The 15,168-nt window shown below is 74.0% G+C and carries 12 protein-coding genes; 5 read left to right on the top strand and 7 right to left on the bottom strand.

Annotated elements, in window-relative coordinates:
* Positions 1-18: 18 nt before the first annotated feature.
* Positions 19-612: a DUF2867 domain-containing protein gene (locus J7F03_RS34620; RefSeq protein WP_214956570.1), complete on the bottom strand. Its 594-nt coding sequence runs from the start codon at positions 610-612 to the stop codon at positions 19-21.
* 96 nt (positions 613-708) lie between these two features.
* Between J7F03_RS34620 and J7F03_RS34615 the strand changes: the two genes are divergently transcribed.
* A complete protein-coding gene (locus tag J7F03_RS34615) occupies positions 709-1,266 on the top strand; it encodes a TetR/AcrR family transcriptional regulator (protein WP_214956569.1) in 558 nt (185 codons plus the stop codon).
* 47 nt (positions 1,267-1,313) lie between these two features.
* On the opposite strand, the gene J7F03_RS34610 is transcribed toward J7F03_RS34615, so the two are convergent.
* Together J7F03_RS34610 and J7F03_RS34605 are read right to left on the bottom strand one after the other, a co-directional pair.
* The gene (locus J7F03_RS34610; RefSeq protein ID WP_251072922.1) at positions 1,314-2,048 is read right to left on the bottom strand and encodes a 3'-5' exonuclease; all 735 of its coding nucleotides are present in this window, start codon (positions 2,046-2,048) and stop codon (positions 1,314-1,316) included.
* A 50-nt stretch (positions 2,049-2,098) separates the two neighbouring features.
* On the bottom strand, positions 2,099-3,370 hold the full coding sequence (locus tag J7F03_RS34605) for an SAV2148 family HEPN domain-containing protein (protein ID WP_214956567.1): 1,272 nt from the start codon (positions 3,368-3,370) through the stop codon (positions 2,099-2,101).
* A 332-nt stretch (positions 3,371-3,702) separates the two neighbouring features.
* On the opposite strand from J7F03_RS34605, the gene glgX reads away from it, so the two are divergent.
* Entirely contained in the window at positions 3,703-5,817 is a 2,115-nt protein-coding gene (glgX, locus tag J7F03_RS34600) for a glycogen debranching protein GlgX (protein ID WP_214956565.1), read from the top strand.
* On the opposite strand, the gene J7F03_RS34595 is transcribed toward glgX, so the two are convergent.
* Positions 5,802-7,073, bottom strand: coding sequence for an MFS transporter (locus tag J7F03_RS34595; RefSeq protein WP_214956562.1), 1,272 nt, complete (start codon positions 7,071-7,073; stop codon positions 5,802-5,804). The two genes, glgX and J7F03_RS34595, sit on opposite strands and share 16 nt — an antisense overlap.
* 82 nt (positions 7,074-7,155) lie before the next feature.
* On the opposite strand from J7F03_RS34595, the gene treY reads away from it, so the two are divergent.
* Both treY and J7F03_RS34585 read left to right on the top strand, forming a co-directional pair.
* The gene (gene treY, locus J7F03_RS34590; protein ID WP_214956560.1) at positions 7,156-9,378 is read left to right on the top strand and encodes a malto-oligosyltrehalose synthase; all 2,223 of its coding nucleotides are present in this window, start codon (positions 7,156-7,158) and stop codon (positions 9,376-9,378) included.
* 124 nt (positions 9,379-9,502) lie between these two features.
* On the top strand, positions 9,503-10,765 hold the full coding sequence (locus tag J7F03_RS34585) for a M14 family zinc carboxypeptidase (protein ID WP_251072921.1): 1,263 nt from the start codon (positions 9,503-9,505) through the stop codon (positions 10,763-10,765).
* A gap of 49 nt (positions 10,766-10,814) precedes the next feature.
* Here J7F03_RS34585 and J7F03_RS34580 read toward each other — a convergent pair whose 3' ends face one another.
* Positions 10,815-11,297 carry a GNAT family N-acetyltransferase gene (locus J7F03_RS34580; protein ID WP_214956558.1) on the bottom strand — a complete coding sequence of 161 codons (483 nt, stop codon included), beginning with the start codon at positions 11,295-11,297 and terminating at the stop codon, positions 10,815-10,817.
* A gap of 144 nt (positions 11,298-11,441) precedes the next feature.
* Positions 11,442-12,005: a DUF1707 and FHA domain-containing protein gene (locus J7F03_RS34575; protein ID WP_214956556.1), complete on the bottom strand. Its 564-nt coding sequence runs from the start codon at positions 12,003-12,005 to the stop codon at positions 11,442-11,444.
* Between the two features lie 112 nt (positions 12,006-12,117).
* On the opposite strand from J7F03_RS34575, the gene treZ reads away from it, so the two are divergent.
* Entirely contained in the window at positions 12,118-13,899 is a 1,782-nt protein-coding gene (gene treZ / locus J7F03_RS34570) for a malto-oligosyltrehalose trehalohydrolase (protein WP_308380084.1), read from the top strand.
* A 49-nt stretch (positions 13,900-13,948) separates the two neighbouring features.
* Here the strand turns inward: treZ and J7F03_RS34565 are convergent, their stop codons facing one another.
* Entirely contained in the window at positions 13,949-15,094 is a 1,146-nt protein-coding gene (locus J7F03_RS34565; RefSeq protein ID WP_214956554.1) for an aminopeptidase P family protein, read from the bottom strand.
* Between the last annotated feature and the right edge of the window lie 74 nt (positions 15,095-15,168).

Below are 15,168 nucleotides of genomic sequence, written 5' to 3'. Positions count from 1 at the left end.
CGGCGCCCCCCGCTCGGATCAGGCCGGGCCGGCGCCCGTACGGGCCTGCCATTCGCGGCCGATCCCGCGGAGCAGCGCCGGATAGACCCCCAGGTACCGGAAGGGCTTGATGCCCGCCATGTACAGCGCGCCGAGCAGGCCGTTCGGCTTCACCAGGACGGCCATCCGGCCGTGGTAGCCGCCGGCTCCGTCCGGGACCCAGCCGATGTGCATCACCCCGTGCACGGTCCGGTTGGCCGTCTCCGCCGCCCACTCGTCGTGCGTCTGGTAGACGGAGGTGAACGGGAACGAGCTGAGCTCCGGCCCGCGGGGACCTTCGCGGAGGTCCGCCGGCAGCCGGTCGCGCAGTGTCGCCACCCGGCCGCCGACTCCGTCCGCGGGCTCGTCCCAGCCGAACAGTGCCCCGAGCTTCCAGCGGATCGCGAAGAGCGCGCGCCCCACGGGGGAGGTGACACCGCTTCCCGTGCCGCTCCCGAACTGGTCCACCAGCCGGGCGAGGTCGTCGGGGCCGCCCGGTGTCGGCAGTTCCCACACGTCCTCGACCTTGAAGTCGCCGGCGATCTCGTGGATCCGCCAGGGGCGGTCCGTGTGCGCGCTTCTGGGGAGTCTCATCGGCAAGCCCCTGTCTATACGATGCCGTATAGACGAAGGCTAGCACCGATCTATACGGCAGCGTATAGATCGGGCCCGTGCAAGAGGAGACACAACGTGGGCGCGACCCGCACGCCGCGGCGCAGCTGGATCGAGGAGGGCCTGCGAGCGCTCGCCGCCGGAGGCCCCGAGGCCGTCCGGATCGAGTCGCTGGCACAGGCCCTCGGCGTCACCAAGGGCGGCTTCTACGGGTACTTCGGCAACCGGGACGCACTGCTCACCGAGATGCTCGACACCTGGGAGTGCGAGGTCGCCGAGGCCGTGATCGAACAGGTCGAGAGCGCGGGCGGCGACCCCCGGGCCAAGCTGAGGCGGCTGTTCGCGATCGCCGAGGCCCCCGACGGCCCGACGAAGGGAGTCGCGGTCGACCTCGCGATCCGCGACTGGGCCCGGCGCGACCCGTCCGTCGCGGAACGGCTGCGGCGCCTCGACAACCGCCGCATGGACTACCTGCGTTCGCTGTTCGGCGCCTTCTGTCCCGACCAGGACGACGTCGAGGTCCGCAGCATGATCGCCTACTCCCTCCGGGTCGGCAATTACCTCATCGCGGCCGACCACGGCGCCCGAAGCCGCGCCGAGGTCATGGAGCGGACCCGGGACTGGCTGCTGCGGTAGGGGGTCTGCGGCCTGACCGGCCGGACACCCCTGGGACCCTCCGGCCCTCAGACCCGGTACGGCACGACGGGCCAGGCCCGCTCGACTATCGCCTCGGGGTCCGAGGTACGCCGCAGATAGCTCTGCAGTGACGCCGCCTGCTCGGCCGCCGCGCGGATCTGGAGATCGTGGAGGTCCGCCAGCGCGACCGTCCCTATCACCGCGTGCCTCGCCCCCATCCGCCGCGCCGCGCGAGCCGCCGCCAGCGCGTCCGCGCCCGCGTTGTGCGCCTCGTCGAGGGTCACGCCGTAGTGCTCGCAGAGGGCCTGGAGGTTGCGCCTGCCCTTGCGGTACCGGTCCGCGTGCTTGTCCAGGACCAAGGGGTCGATGACGGGCGCGGGCCTGCCCCGCCAGCGCTCGCCCAGCGGCTGGATCCCGTGCCGCCGGCACTCGCGGTCCAGCAGGGTCAGGTCGTAGCGCGCGTTCATCACCACCAGGGGGGTCCCCGAGCGCAGCGCCTCGAAGAGCGTCCGCGTGATCTCCTCGATCGCGGGCGCGGCCGCCATCCCCTCGGCGCGGGCCTGGTCCGTGGAGATGCCGTGGATGGCCGAGGCCTGCTCCGGGATGGGCACCCCCGGGTCGACCAGCCACGTCCGCTCCCGCGCCACCTGTCCGTCCGGCCCCACCGCCACGACCGCCGCCGTCACGATGCGGTCGGATTCGATGTCGGTCCCCGTGGTCTCCAGGTCGAAGGCCACCATCGGCCCGCCGTGCCAGTCCCCCATCACGCGCCCCCCGTCCATGCCCCGTACCTTCGGTCAACGGGTTTCAGCCTGCCACGCGCCACTGACAGTCACGACACCGGCCGGGAGTCCTGCCAGATCGACTCGAATTCCTCACGGTACGTCGGGAACAGGCCGTGGTCCGCGTCACGCTCGCGCGAGGGACCCCGCCCGCCGCCCCGCAGGACCAGGACCGGCGCCTCCATGCCCCGCGCCCGGCGCAGGTACGACTGGATCACCGCGATGCCGGAGGACTCGCCCTCCACGAGGTACGCCGTGAAGCGCGGGGTCTCGTCGAAGACGTGGATCTCGAAGCCCGACGCGTCGCGCAGGCCCGCCCGCACCCGCCGCACGTGCAGGATGTTCATCTCCACGGATCGGCTCAGCTCACCCTTGCGCAGCCCCAGTTCCCGCTCGCGGCGCTTGACCGCGCTGCTCGCCGGGTTCAGGAACAGCAGCCGCACCCGGCAGCCGGCCTCCGCGAGGCGTACGAGTCTTCGGCCCGAGAAGTTCTGGACGAGCAGGTTGAGCCCTATGCCGATGGCGTCGAGCCGCCGCGCGCCGCCGAACAGGTCCTCCGCCGGGAGCTGGCGCTGCAGCCTCACCCGGTCCGGGTGGACGGAGATGACGTCCGCGTACCGGTCGCCGACCAGGTCCTCGACGGCGTCGATCGGCAGCCGGTCGGCCGACGGCGAGCCCGCGCCGCCGCCCAGCACCTCCAGCAGCCGCGCCGACGCCCGCTCGGCCTGTTCCAGGACCGCCCGGGACAGGGCGCGGTTGCGCGAGACGACGTTGCGCGTGACCTCCAGCTCGTCCAGCGCCTGCTCGATCTCGCGCCGGTCGTCGAAGTACGGCTCGAAGCAGGGCCAGTGCTGGACCATGAGCTCGCGCAGCTGCGGCAGGGTCAGGAAGCTGAGGACGTTGTCGTCGGCGGAGTCCAGCAGGTAGCCCTTGCGCCGGCTGACCTCCCGCACGGCGACCGCGCGCTGCACCCACTCCTGTCCGGCCGGCCCGGCGGCCGCGACGACCCAGTCGTCGCCGCCGTGCACGGGCTCGTAGATCGGCCGGAGCACCGCCCCGACCACCGATCGCAGCCGCTGCTCGATCAGATTCAGCCAGATGTACGCACGGCCCGCGCGCTGGGCCCGTGTACGGACCTCGCTCCAGGCCTCCGCGCCCCAGTCCAGCTCGGCCCCGGCTCCGGCCGGCGCCCTCCCGGCTTCCGGCGGGGCCAGCGACACCGCTCCGGCGGGCATCCCGCCGGGCGCCCCGCCTGCGGCGTCCGCCGGGCCGCCCTCGTGACCGCTGTCACCAGGGGGCAGCTCCAGACCTCCCGAGCTCACCCGTGCACCGCCTCCTGCGTCTGGACGCCCGTCTGAAGTGATCACGGAAGGGTACTCCGCGCACACGGCCCCCTGCAGCCCGATGCGACCCCATGCTGCCCGACGTCCCGTACACCGGCTGTCCGTTGACCCATTATCCGATGCGCCCATCATCGGACTCGTCCTATGTACCCGTGGTCCGCCAACCCTCCTATCAGCTTTCCGGGTCACCCGGTAGCACCCTCCCAAGTCCCCGCGTGAGACCCCTCTTTCGGGGAAGATCTGCCAATGACGTGGTCCATGCCGGATCAGCCCGAACACCAACCCAAAACCCACGGGAAGAGTCGTTTTCCATGCAAGTCTGGCCGGGACAGGCGTATCCGCTCGGTGCCACGTACGACGGCGCCGGCACCAATTTCGCGGTCTATTCGGAAGCCGCCCGACGCATCGAGCTGTGCCTGCTGCACGACGACGGTTCGGAGACCGCGGTCGAACTGCGCGAGACCGACGCGTTCGTCCGGCACGCCTATCTGCCGGGCGTGATGCCCGGGCAGCGCTACGGATTTCGCGTGCACGGCCCGTACGAGCCCGAGCGCGGCCGGCGCTGCAACGCGGCGAAACTGCTCCTGGACCCGTACGCGCGGGCCGTCGCGGGCAGCGTCGACTGGGGCGAGGAGGTGTACGGGTACCACTTCGGCCGGCCCGACTCCCGCAACGACCTGGACTCGGCCCCCAAGAGCATGAGCTCGGTCGTGGTCAATCCGTACTTCGACTGGGCCAACGACCGGCCGCCGCGCCACGAGTACCACCGGACCGTGCTCTACGAGGCCCACGTCAAGGGCCTGACCATGCGCCATCCGGACCTTCCCGAGGAGCTGCGCGGCACCTACGGGGCGCTCGCGCACCCGGCGGTCATCGGGCACCTGACCAAGCTCGGCGTGACGGCGCTGGAACTGATGCCGGTCCATCAGTTCGTCAACGACCACCGCCTGGTGGACGACGGGCTCAGCAACTACTGGGGCTACAACACCATCGGCTTCTTCGCCCCGCACAACGGCTATGCCTCGGGTGACCGCGGCCAGCAGGTGCTGGAGTTCAAGTCGGCCGTCCGGGCGCTGCACGAGGCCGGGATCGAGGTGATCCTCGACGTGGTCTACAACCACACGGCCGAGGGCAACCACCTGGGCCCGACGCTGTCCTTCCGGGGCCTGGACAACGCCTCGTACTACCGGCTCGCGGACGATCCCCGGCACTACATGGACACCACGGGCACCGGGAACTCGCTGCTGATGCGCTCCCCGCACGTGCTCCAGCTGATCATGGACTCGCTGCGCTACTGGGTCACCGAGATGCACGTGGACGGCTTCCGCTTCGACCTGGCGGCCACCTTGGCCCGCCAGTTCCACGAGGTGGACCGGCTGTCCTCGTTCTTCGACCTGGTCCAGCAGGATCCGGTGGTCAGCCAGGTCAAGCTGATCGCGGAACCGTGGGACCTGGGCGAGGGCGGCTACCAGGTGGGCAACTTCCCGCCGCTGTGGACCGAGTGGAACGGCAAGTACCGGGACACGGTACGGGACCTCTGGCGCGGGCAGCCGCGCACGCTCGCGGAGTTCGCGGGCCGGCTGACCGGCTCCTCCGACCTCTACCAGGACGACGGGCGGCGGCCGCTGGCCTCCATCAACTTCACCACCTGCCATGACGGGTTCACCCTCAACGACCTCGTCTCCTACGACGAGAAGCACAACGAGGGCAACCGCGAGGGCAACCGGGACGGCGAGACCCACAACCGGTCGTGGAACTGCGGGGTGGAGGGGCCGACGGAGGATCCCGGGATCAACGAGCTGCGCGAGCGCCAGATGCGCAACTTCGCGGCCACGCTGATGCTTTCGCAGGGCGTGCCGATGATCAGCCACGGGGACGAGTTCGCCCGCACCCAGGCCGGCAACAACAACGCCTACTGCCAGGACAACGAACTGTCGTGGGTGGTCTGGCCGGAGCCCGGCAAACCGGCGCCGGCCCAGCTGGAGTTCACCCGGATGATGGTGCGGCTGCGGCGCGAGCACCCGGTGTTCCGGCGGCGCCGGTTCTTCCACGGCCGGCCGGTGGAGGGGACGCACGACGAGCTCTCCGACATCGCCTGGTTCACCCCGCACGGCGAGGAGATGCGGGCCCGCGACTGGCAGGCGCAGAGCGCGCGGGCGCTGGCCGTGTTCCTGAACGGGGAGGCGATCTCGGAGCCCGGCACCCGCGGGGAGCGGATCACCGACGACTCGTTCCTGCTGATGTTCAACGCGGGGGCCGAACCGCAGGACTTCACGGTCCCGGCCGGGCACGGCGCGCAGTGGCGCCTGGTCGTGGACACGGCGCGGGCGGACGTACTGCCACCCGGCACCGGGCCGCAGTACGCGGCCGGGGACCGGGTGACGCTGACGGGACGGTGCCTGGTGGTCCTTCAGCGTCCGGCGTAGGCGGCGGCCTGCGCGGCGGTGGCCGGGGCAGACGTCGCGGGGGCGTGCGTACGGGCGGCCGGCACCCGGGTGACCAGGGCCAGGGCCAGGCTCAGGGCGGCCGCCCCCACCGCCACCGCGAAGGCCGCGGCGGGCCCGTACCACTCGGCGAGCCGCCCGGAGACGGCGAGCGACGCGGCCTGTCCGGCGACGAGCGAGCTGGCGGCGAAGGCCATGGACTCGGCGAGCCGGCACGGCTCCACCGCCCGCTCGGTGAGCGCGAAGGCGGTGATCAGGTGCGGGGCGTAGGCGGCCCCGAGCACGGTGACGACCGCGTACAGCGGCCACAGGGTGTCGGTGAAGAGCAGCGGTACGGAGAGCACGAGCGCGGCGGCCGTGGCCACCCGCCAGCGCAGCCGCAGCCCGAAGCGGGCGGGCAGCGCACCGAGCGAGAGTCCGACGGCGGCGCTGACGACGCCCATGGCGGCGTACACGATGCCGGCCTGGCCGGGGACGCCCAACTGTGCGGTGAGGGCGGCGATTCCGGCCTGGCAGGCGCCGAACATGGCGCCCTGGAGGGCGAGTGAGCCCCGTACCGCGTAGACCACGCCCGGCGGGCGGACCTGGGCCCGGTCCTTCTCCTCGCGCAGCCGCGCCGAGGCCCCGGCCGTGACGGCGGCGGTCGGGTGCAGGGCGTAGAGGGTGCCGAAGACGGCGACGAGGGCGGCCGCGCCACCGAGGGCGACGGCGGGGTGCAGGGCGAGCGTGGCGAGGCCGACGAGGGCCGGGCCGAAGACGAAGGAGACCTCGTCGAGGGTGCCTTCGAGCGAGTGGATGGCGCCCACGACGCTCTCGTCGGCCTTGGCCCGGTGGGCCAGGGCCACGGAGCGGGTGCGGGCGAGCGGTCCGATGAGCGGGACGGAGGCACCGGTGACGGCGCCGATCGCGGCGAGCGGGACGGTGGCGAGCCCGGAAAGGGCCCCGGCCACTAGAGCGGCGGTCGCGACGGCGTTGACCGCGGCGGCGCCCAGGACGACGGGGCGCTGTCCGTGGCGGTCCGCGAGCCGGCCCAGGACGGGCCCGAAGACCACCTGTCCGGCGGAGAGGGTGCCGCCGACTATGCCGGCGGTGGCGAGGGAGCCGCTCGTCTCGGCGACCAGCAGAACGCTTCCGAACTGCGACATCGCGACGGGCAGTCGGGCGAGGAAGGACACGAGCGGGAGGAGGGGCCCGGTCAGGGCGATGACCTTGCGATAGGTGTTGACGGTTCCGAACACTTGAGCAACGTTAACCCGGCGCAGTCACCCGGATGCATTGGGTAATGGCACGGAATCCCGCATCCTGGGTACGTACGTTCTCATGAGCCAGCCGTCCGCACGCACGCACACGGAATCCGAGGTTCCGCCGGCAGTCGCCCCGGCGTCGACCTACCGCCTCCAACTGCGCCCCGAGTTCACCTTCGCCGACGCACGGGCGGCGGTGCCGTACCTCGCCTCGCTCGGCGTGTCCCACCTCCACCTCTCCCCCGTACTGGAGGCGGTGCCCGGCTCCACGCACGGGTACGACGTCACCGACCACTCCCGGGTGCGGGCGGAGCTCGGCGGAGAGGCGGGCCTGCGGGCCCTGGCCGCCACCGCCCGCGCGCACGGACTCGGGCTGGTGCTCGACATCGTGCCGAACCACATGGCGGTGCCCTGGCCGTTGCGGCTGAACCGGCAGCTGTGGGAGGTGCTGCGCGAGGGGCCGGACTCCCCCCGCGCGCGCTGGTTCGACATCGACTGGGAGGCGGGCGGCGGACAAGTGCTGCTGCCGCTGCTCCCCGGGCCCGCCGAGGCCGCCGATTTCAAGGCCGACGGGGAGGTGCTGCGCCACGGGGAGCTGGAGTTCCCGCTGCGGGCCGGTACCGGCGCACTGGAGCCGGCCGAGCTGCTGGCCGCGCAGTACTACCGCCCCGCCTGGTGGCGGGAGGCCCGCACGAACCTCAACTACCGCCGCTTCTTCACGATTTCGGAGTTGATCGGGGTCCGGGTGGAGGATCCGCAGGTCTTCGCGGCCACGCACGCGAAGATCCTGGAGCTGGTCCGCGACGGCGTCGTCGAGGGGCTGCGCATCGACCACGTGGACGGCCTCGCGGACCCGCGGGAGTACCTGGAGCGGCTGCGGAGCGCGACCGGACCGGGCTGCTGGATCGTGGTCGAGAAGATCCTGGCCCGCGGCGAACGGCTGCCCTCCGCCTGGCCGGTCGCGGGCACGACGGGCTATGACGCGCTGCGCCACGTGGACGGCCTCCTCGTCGATCCGGCGGGTGCGGACGAACTGGCCCGCCGATACCGGGATTCCACCGGCGCGGCCGACTGGCCGAGGACGGCGGAGCGGTCCACGCGGGAGGTGCTGACCGTGGACCTGGCGGCGGAGCTGGCGGCACTGGAGCGCCGCGCGGGCCCCGGGGCGGCGCGGGCGGTGCGCGAACTGCTCGTCGCCTACCCGGCGTACCGCCCGTACCCGGGCGCCGACGGGTTCGCCGAGGTCTCGGGGGCGGGCGCCGAGGACATCGCCGCCGTACGGGAACTCACCTGGCAGGACGGCATGTTCGCCGCCCGCTTCGCCCAGACCTCGGCGGCCCTGCGCGCCAAGTCCCTGGAGGACCGGGCGTTCTACCGCTGGGCCCCGCTCCTGTCGGCCACGGAGGTCGGCGGCGATCCGGGCCACCCGGCGGTCTCCCCGGCCGAGTTCCACGCGTACTGCGCGCACCTGGACCGCGACTGGCCGGCCTCCGGCACGGTCCTGTCCACGCACGACACCAAGCGCAGCGCCGACGTCCGGGCCCGGATCGCGGTGCTGTCCCAGGCCCCGGAGCTGGCGGACGAACCGGGCGCGGCGCCGGGGCCGGATCCGCAACTGGCCTGGGTGGCACGGCAGAGCGCCTTCGGCCTGGGCTCCGTACCCGACCGGACGGAGCGGCTGACCGAGGCCCTGCTCAAGGCCGTCCGCGAGGCGGCCCTGCACACGAGCTGGACGGAGCGGGACGAACAGTACGAGGCGGGCGTCGCGGGGTACGTGCCCGCTCTGCGGGAGGACCCTCCCGAGGTGGTGGCGGCGGCCCGGGACAACGTCCTGGCCATGACGGCGCTGCACCTGACGATGCCGGGCGTCCCGGAGGTCTACCAGGGCTGCGAGAGCGAGTACCGGGCCCTGGTCGACCCGGACAACCGCCGGCCGGCCGAACCGGACGCCCACCCGCAGCCGGGCACCCTCGCGGCGCGGAAGCTCGCCCTGACCTCGGCGCTGCTGCGCCTGCGCCGAGACCGACCGGAGCTCTTCACCGGCTACGTCCCGCTCCCGGCCCGGGGCCCGGCGGCGGAGCACTGTGTGGCGTACGCGCGCTCCGCGGACCTGGTGGTGGCGGTCACCCGGCTGTCCCTGCGCCTCGCGGCGGCGGGCGGCTGGCGCGCCACCACCCTGCCGCTGCCCCCGGGCCACTGGACCTCCCTCGACACCACGGGCCCGTCCTTCACCGGCGAGGTCCCCCTGGCCGGGCTGCTGGCGGCGGCCCCGGTGGCGGTACTGGTCCGCCGGACGTAGGGGGACACTCGGCTCGCCCGACGGAACCGGACCGGTCGGGCGCAGGGCCTTGGCCAGGGGTTTCCAGCCGGGTCGGCGCGCAAGTGCGGGGCCCGCGGAGCAGTAGCGGGCGTGCGCGGCGGGCATGGCATTCCTTGTGACCCTCATCCGCGACATGTGCTATCCGACCCCCCACGAACTCGCCCTGGCCGCCCGCGCGCTGGCGGACGAACACCCCGGCACGGTCCGGCTCCGCCAGGCCGGCACCTCCCGGGCCGGGGAGCCCCTCTGGCTGCTCTCCGTGGGCGCCGGCCACCCGCGCAACGTGCTCGTCGTCGCCGGGGCGCACGCCAACGAACCCGTCGGCGGGGCCACCGCCCTCGCGCTCGCACGGCGCCTCATCCGCGAACCCGCCGACGGAGCCGACTGGCACTTCCTGCTCTGCGCCGACCCGGACGGCGCGGCCCTGCACCGCACGCCCCGCCCGTACTCCCTGCTCGACTACCACCGGAACTTCTTCCGGCCCCCAGGCCCCGAACAGCCCGAGTGGGCCCCGTCTTTACTGGCACCCGACCGGCTGCCGCCCGAGACGCTGGCCCTGACCGCGCTCATCGACGAGCTGCGCCCCGCCCTGCAGGTGTCCCTCCACGGCACCGACCTCGGCGGCTCGTGGATCCAGCTCACGCGGGACATACCCGGCCTCGCCGAGCCCTTCGGCAAATCGGCCGCCGAGCTGCGCATCCCGGTCGAGACCAGCGCCTCCGACGCCTCCGGCTGGCCCTCCCCCGGTGCGGGGATCTTCGTGATGCCCGAGCCGGGGACCCCGGCCGCCGGAGCCTTCCACCCCGAGGACACCCGGCTCAGCACCTGGTACCACGCCCACCGCCACGCCGGGACCACCGCGATCGTCGAAGTCCCCATGTGGGCCTCGGACCTGGTGGACGACCCGGCACCGCACCCCGACCCGCGCGGCGCCCTGCGCCTGCTGGCCGGGCGGCTCACCGCCGACGCGGCGCGGGTCGCGGCCCTGCGGGAGGGCGCCGCCGCCGGTACGGATCCGGCCGCTTCGGCCTTGCTGCGCGCGGTGGACTGGACGCTCGCGCTGATCCCCCGGATCACCGCCGAGTGGACGGGCGCACAGGCTCCCGCCGAGGCCACGGCGGCCTACATCGGGAGCATCGACGCCTTCGGCCGGCGCCTCTCGCTGCGCGCCGCCGCGATGCTGCTGCGGGTCCTGCGCGCCCAGGGCCATCCGGCTGCGCCCGCCCTGGACCGGCTCGTCACGGGGTGGTGCGAGCAGTTCGCGGCCCGCTTCCAGGCGCGCTGGGTCCCCGTGGCCACACAGGTGGAGCACCAGTCCCGGGTCGTCCTGGCGGCCTACGAGCGGCTCGTGGCGGCCGGCCGCTAGCCGGCCCGGGGGCCGGGCCGGGGCCGGGCCGCCCGGGGATCCCCGGGGCCTACTCCATCGGCAGGGCGTAGCGGATCTTCGGCCGGCCGGTCGCGCCGAGCCGGTCGTAGAAGCGGATCGCGCCCTCGTTCCAGTCGGGCGTCTGCCACTCGACGTGGCCGAGGCCGAGCGTGCGGGCCAGGCCCCGCACGCCGTCCATCAGGGCGGCCCCGAGGCCGTGGCCGCGGGCTTCCGCGGCGAGGTAGAGGCAGTCCATGTGGAGGTACCGGCCGGCGTCCCAGAAGGAGAACTCGGCCGAGCAGGCGGCGTACCCGGCGACGGCGCCGTCCGGGGTCTCGGCGAGCAGCACCCAGAGCCGGGCGTCGCCGGCGAACAGCTGCGGGCCGAGCCGGTCGGCGAGGGGACCGGCCGGGCGGGGCTCGGACTTCTCGTACTCCATGTGCTCGCGCATGAGACCGACCAGGCGGGGCAGGTCCTCGGGGCGTGCGGGCCGTACGACGGGGGCGGCGGAGACGTGTTCCGTGGACGCCATCCTCCGCGCAGGCGTCACGGGCCGTGCGTCCGGGTCACTCCGGCCGGTCACCGGCCGGTCCCCGGCGCGCTCCCGACCTGCCCCGACCTGCCCCGGCCTGCCCCGGCCTGCCCCGGCCCGCTCCCGCACCGCGCTCCGCCGCTCTCAGCTCGCCGACAGCCGGAAGGACATCCGTCCGAAGCCGATCTGGTCCCCGTCCCGCACGACGGCCGATCCGGTGACCCGGTGCCCGTTCACCGTGGTCCCGTTCGTCGAGCCGAGGTCCGTCACCACCCACACCCCGTCCCGCATCCTCAGCTCCGCGTGCGCCCGGGAGACCGTCTCGTGGCTGAGCCGCAGCCCGTTGCCCGGGTCGCGGCCGATCCGCAGCGGCTCGGCCCTCGGATGCGGGAGGAGCAGTTTGGGCAGCCTCTCGGCGGCCCAGGCCCGCCGCACGCCCACCGAAACGGCCGAGGCCCGCCCCACCCAGCCGAACAGGCGGCGGGTCCAGGGGCTTTCCGCGCCCTCCCGGCCCTCCAGGTCCGCGGTGAGCACCGCGAGGTCCTCGGAGCGGCGGGCGACGAGGGCGAGTTCCATGCGGCGCACAAAGGTGTCGTGCGACAGTTTTCCGATGGCGGCGCCCTCCCTGAGCTGGCCGAGCGCCCGGTCGCGCTCGGCGTCGGACAGCCGCGGGGCCGGGTAGGCGGGGAACTCGAAACTCGACGTCACAGGGTGATTGTCGGCCCGTCAGGGGCAGAGTGTCCAGAACTCCCGCGCCGAGCCGGAGATGATGGGCCGGTCCCGCAGGTCGGGGCACCGCCGCAAGACGAGGGGACCGTCCGTGCAGTTCGAGGTGTGGGCACCGCTGACTGGCCGGGTCGCGCTGTGGCTCGACGGGGCCGCGTACGAGATGACGCTTGATCCGGAGCGGGCCGGCTGGTGGGTCGCCGAGGCCCCGGCCGCCGACGGATCCCGGTACGGATTCCTGCTGGGCGGCGGCCCGGACGGCGATCCGGACGGCGATCAGCAGGGCCCCGTACGCCCCGATCCTCGCGGACGCCGGCTGCCGGAGGGCCCCGAGCGCCTCTCGGCGGTCGTCGACTTCGCGGCCCTCACCCCCGGGGAGCCTGCCGCGCCGCCCCGCGTCCCGCTGCAGGACGCCGTCCTGTACGAGCTGCACATCGGCACCTTCACCCCCGAGGGGACCTTCGACGCGGCCGCCGCCCGGCTCGGCCACCTGACCGGGCTCGGCGTCACCCACGTCGAGCTGATGCCCGTCTGCCCGTTCCCGGGGCGGCACGGCTGGGGGTACGACGGCGTCGCGCCGTGGGCCGTGCACGAGCCGTACGGGGGCCCGGCCGGGCTGGTCCGCTTCGTGGAGGCGGCGCACGCGGCCGGGCTCGGCGTCGTGCTCGACGTGGTGCACAACCACCTCGGCCCCTCCGGCAACCACCTCCCCGCCTTCGGGCCGTACTTCACCGACACCCACCACACCCCCTGGGGCGCGGCGGTGAACCTGGACGCGCCCGGCTCCGACGAGGTGCGCGCGTACCTCCTCGGCAGCGCGCTCGCCTGGCTGCGCGACTACCGGATCGACGGGCTGCGCCTGGACGCCGTACACGCGCTCGTCGACGGGCGGGCGCTGACCTTCCTGGAGGAACTGGCGGCCGCGGTCGACGAGCTGGCCGCCGAGAGCGGCCGGCCGCTGTTCCTGATCGCCGAGTCCGACCAGTGCGATCCGCGCGCCACCATGCCGCGCACCGCCGGCGGCGCCGGCCTGCACGCGCAGTGGAACGACGACTTCCACCACGCCCTGCACTGCGCCCTGACCGGCGAGTCCCAGGCGTACTACGCGGACTTCGCGGCCGCCCCGCTCGGCGCCCTGACCAAGACCATGACCCGGGCCTTCTTCCACGACGGGACCTGGTCCTCCTTCCGGGGCCGCCACCACGGGCGCCCGGTGGACCGCGGCCGCACCCCCGCGCACCGGTTCCTCGGCTACACCCAGACCCACGACCAGATCGGCAACCGGGCACTGGGCGACCGGCTCTCCGCCTCCCTCTCCCCCGGGCTGCTGGCGTGCGCGGCGGCGGTGGCGCTGACCGGGCCGTTCGTGCCGATGCTGTTCATGGGCGAGGAGTGGGGCGCGGACACGCCCTGGCAGTACTTCACCGACCATCCCGACCCGGAGCTCGCCGAGGCCGTACGGGCGGGCCGGCGGCGGGAGTTCGCCGAGCACGGCTGGAAACCGGAGGAGATCCCCGACCCCCAGGACCCCGCCACCCGGGACCGCTCCTGCCTGGACTGGGCCGAGCCCGAGCGGGAGCCCCACGCGCGCCTGCTGGACTGGTACCGCACGCTGATCACGCTCCGCCGCACCCACCCGGACCTGCGGGATCCCGATCTGGCCTCGGTCCGGACCGCCCACGACGAGGAGCGGCGCTGGCTGACCTTCCGCCGGGGCGACGTCCGCGTGGTGGTGAACTTCTCCGCGGAGCCGACCACCATCGCGCTGGGCCGCAACGGCGTGCGGGTACTGGCCTCGTGGATCCCCGTGGACCATCCGGACTCCGACGGGCGCGTCCACGTACCGGCCGAATCGGCGGTGGTCCTGGGGCCGTAGCGGCGCCGCGCCCGCCCGCGGGAGCGACCGGGCGGGCGCGCGGACGGGGCTATTCGACGATCGCCAGTTCCCGCGAGGCGTTGTTGAAGCTGCGGCAGCCGGTCTCCGTGACCGTGACGATGTCCTCGATGCGGACGCCGAACCGTCCCGGGAGGTAGATCCCCGGCTCCACGGAGAAGCACATGCCGGGGACGAGCACCTGCTCCTCCCCCTCGACCATGTACGGGGGCTCGTGCGTGGTGACTCCGATGCCGTGGCCCGTGCGGTGGATGAACTGCTCGCCGTAGCCGAACTCGGTGATCACCGCGCGGGCCGCCCGGTCCACGTCCTGGCAGGCCGCGCCCGCCCGGGCCGCCGCCACGCCCGCCAGCTGGGCCTCGCGGACGATGTCGTGGACGCGCTGCTCCTCGTCCGTGGGCTCGCCGACGTGGACGGTCCGGGAGATGTCGGAGCCGTAGCCGTGCTTGAGCCCGCCGAAGTCCAGGACGACCATGTCGCCGTGCTCGATGACCCGGTCACCGGCCTCGTGGTGCGGATTGGCCCCGTTGGGTCCGGAGCCGACGACGGTGAAGTCGACCTGGGAGTGGCCGTGTACGCGCAGCAGGGCGGCCAGGTCCGCGGCGACGTCGCTCTCCCGGCGGCCGGCGAAGGGGACGTGCAGGATCTGCGCGTACGCGGCGTCCGCGGCCTCGCCGGCCACCGCGAGCCGGGCGAGCTCGCGCTCGTCCTTGACCGCGCGCAGCATCGGCAGCACGTCGGTCAGCGACGCGTACGAGGTCGTCGGCAACTCCCGCTGCAGGCCCAGCAGATGCAGCGCCCAGGTGTTGTCGCTGACGCCGAAGCGGCCGGTGACGTCCAGCAGCGGGGCGGCCACGGTGTACGGGTCCTTCCCGTCGGCCCAGTCCCGCAGGGTCATCGCGCCCGCGCCGGGCGCCTTCGCCGCGTCGGGGGCTTCGAGCGCGGGGACGACGAGTACGGGGTCCTGCCCGGCGGCGAGGACGAGCAGGGTGAGCCGCTCGGTGTCGACGGGGCGGTATCCGGTGAGGTGGGCGAGGTCGGGCCCGGGGGCGATCAGCAGGCCGGCCAGGCCCGCGTCGGCGGCGGCCCGCGCGGCGGCGTCCATCCGCGCGGCGTAGTCGGCGGCCGTGAAGGGGTCGGCGTCGTGGGCGGCGTCGTGTACGGAGTCGTGGTCCATACGGGGATCCTGCCGTGAGCCGCCCGCCGAGGGCAGGGGCCGCGCCGGTCGGGGTGGCCGGGGGTACGCCGGTC

The organism is Streptomyces sp. ISL-43 (assembly GCF_018614195.1).
GTDB lineage: Bacteria > Actinomycetota > Actinomycetes > Streptomycetales > Streptomycetaceae > Streptomyces.
This window is presented reverse-complemented; position numbering and strand designations above follow the sequence as displayed.

Coding starts and splice junctions, on each gene's coding strand:
- treY (WP_214956560.1), top strand. CDS start 7,156: ATGAGCCAGCCGTCCGCACGCACGCACACGGAATCCGAGGTTCCGCCG.
- J7F03_RS34585 (WP_251072921.1), top strand. CDS start 9,503: ATGGCATTCCTTGTGACCCTCATCCGCGACATGTGCTATCCGACCCCC.
- J7F03_RS34620 (WP_214956570.1), bottom strand. CDS start 612: ATGAGACTCCCCAGAAGCGCGCACACGGACCGCCCCTGGCGGATCCAC.
- J7F03_RS34610 (WP_251072922.1), bottom strand. CDS start 2,048: ATGGACGGGGGGCGCGTGATGGGGGACTGGCACGGCGGGCCGATGGTG.
- glgX (WP_214956565.1), top strand. CDS start 3,703: ATGCAAGTCTGGCCGGGACAGGCGTATCCGCTCGGTGCCACGTACGAC.
- J7F03_RS34580 (WP_214956558.1), bottom strand. CDS start 11,297: ATGGCGTCCACGGAACACGTCTCCGCCGCCCCCGTCGTACGGCCCGCA.
- J7F03_RS34565 (WP_214956554.1), bottom strand. CDS start 15,094: ATGGACCACGACTCCGTACACGACGCCGCCCACGACGCCGACCCCTTC.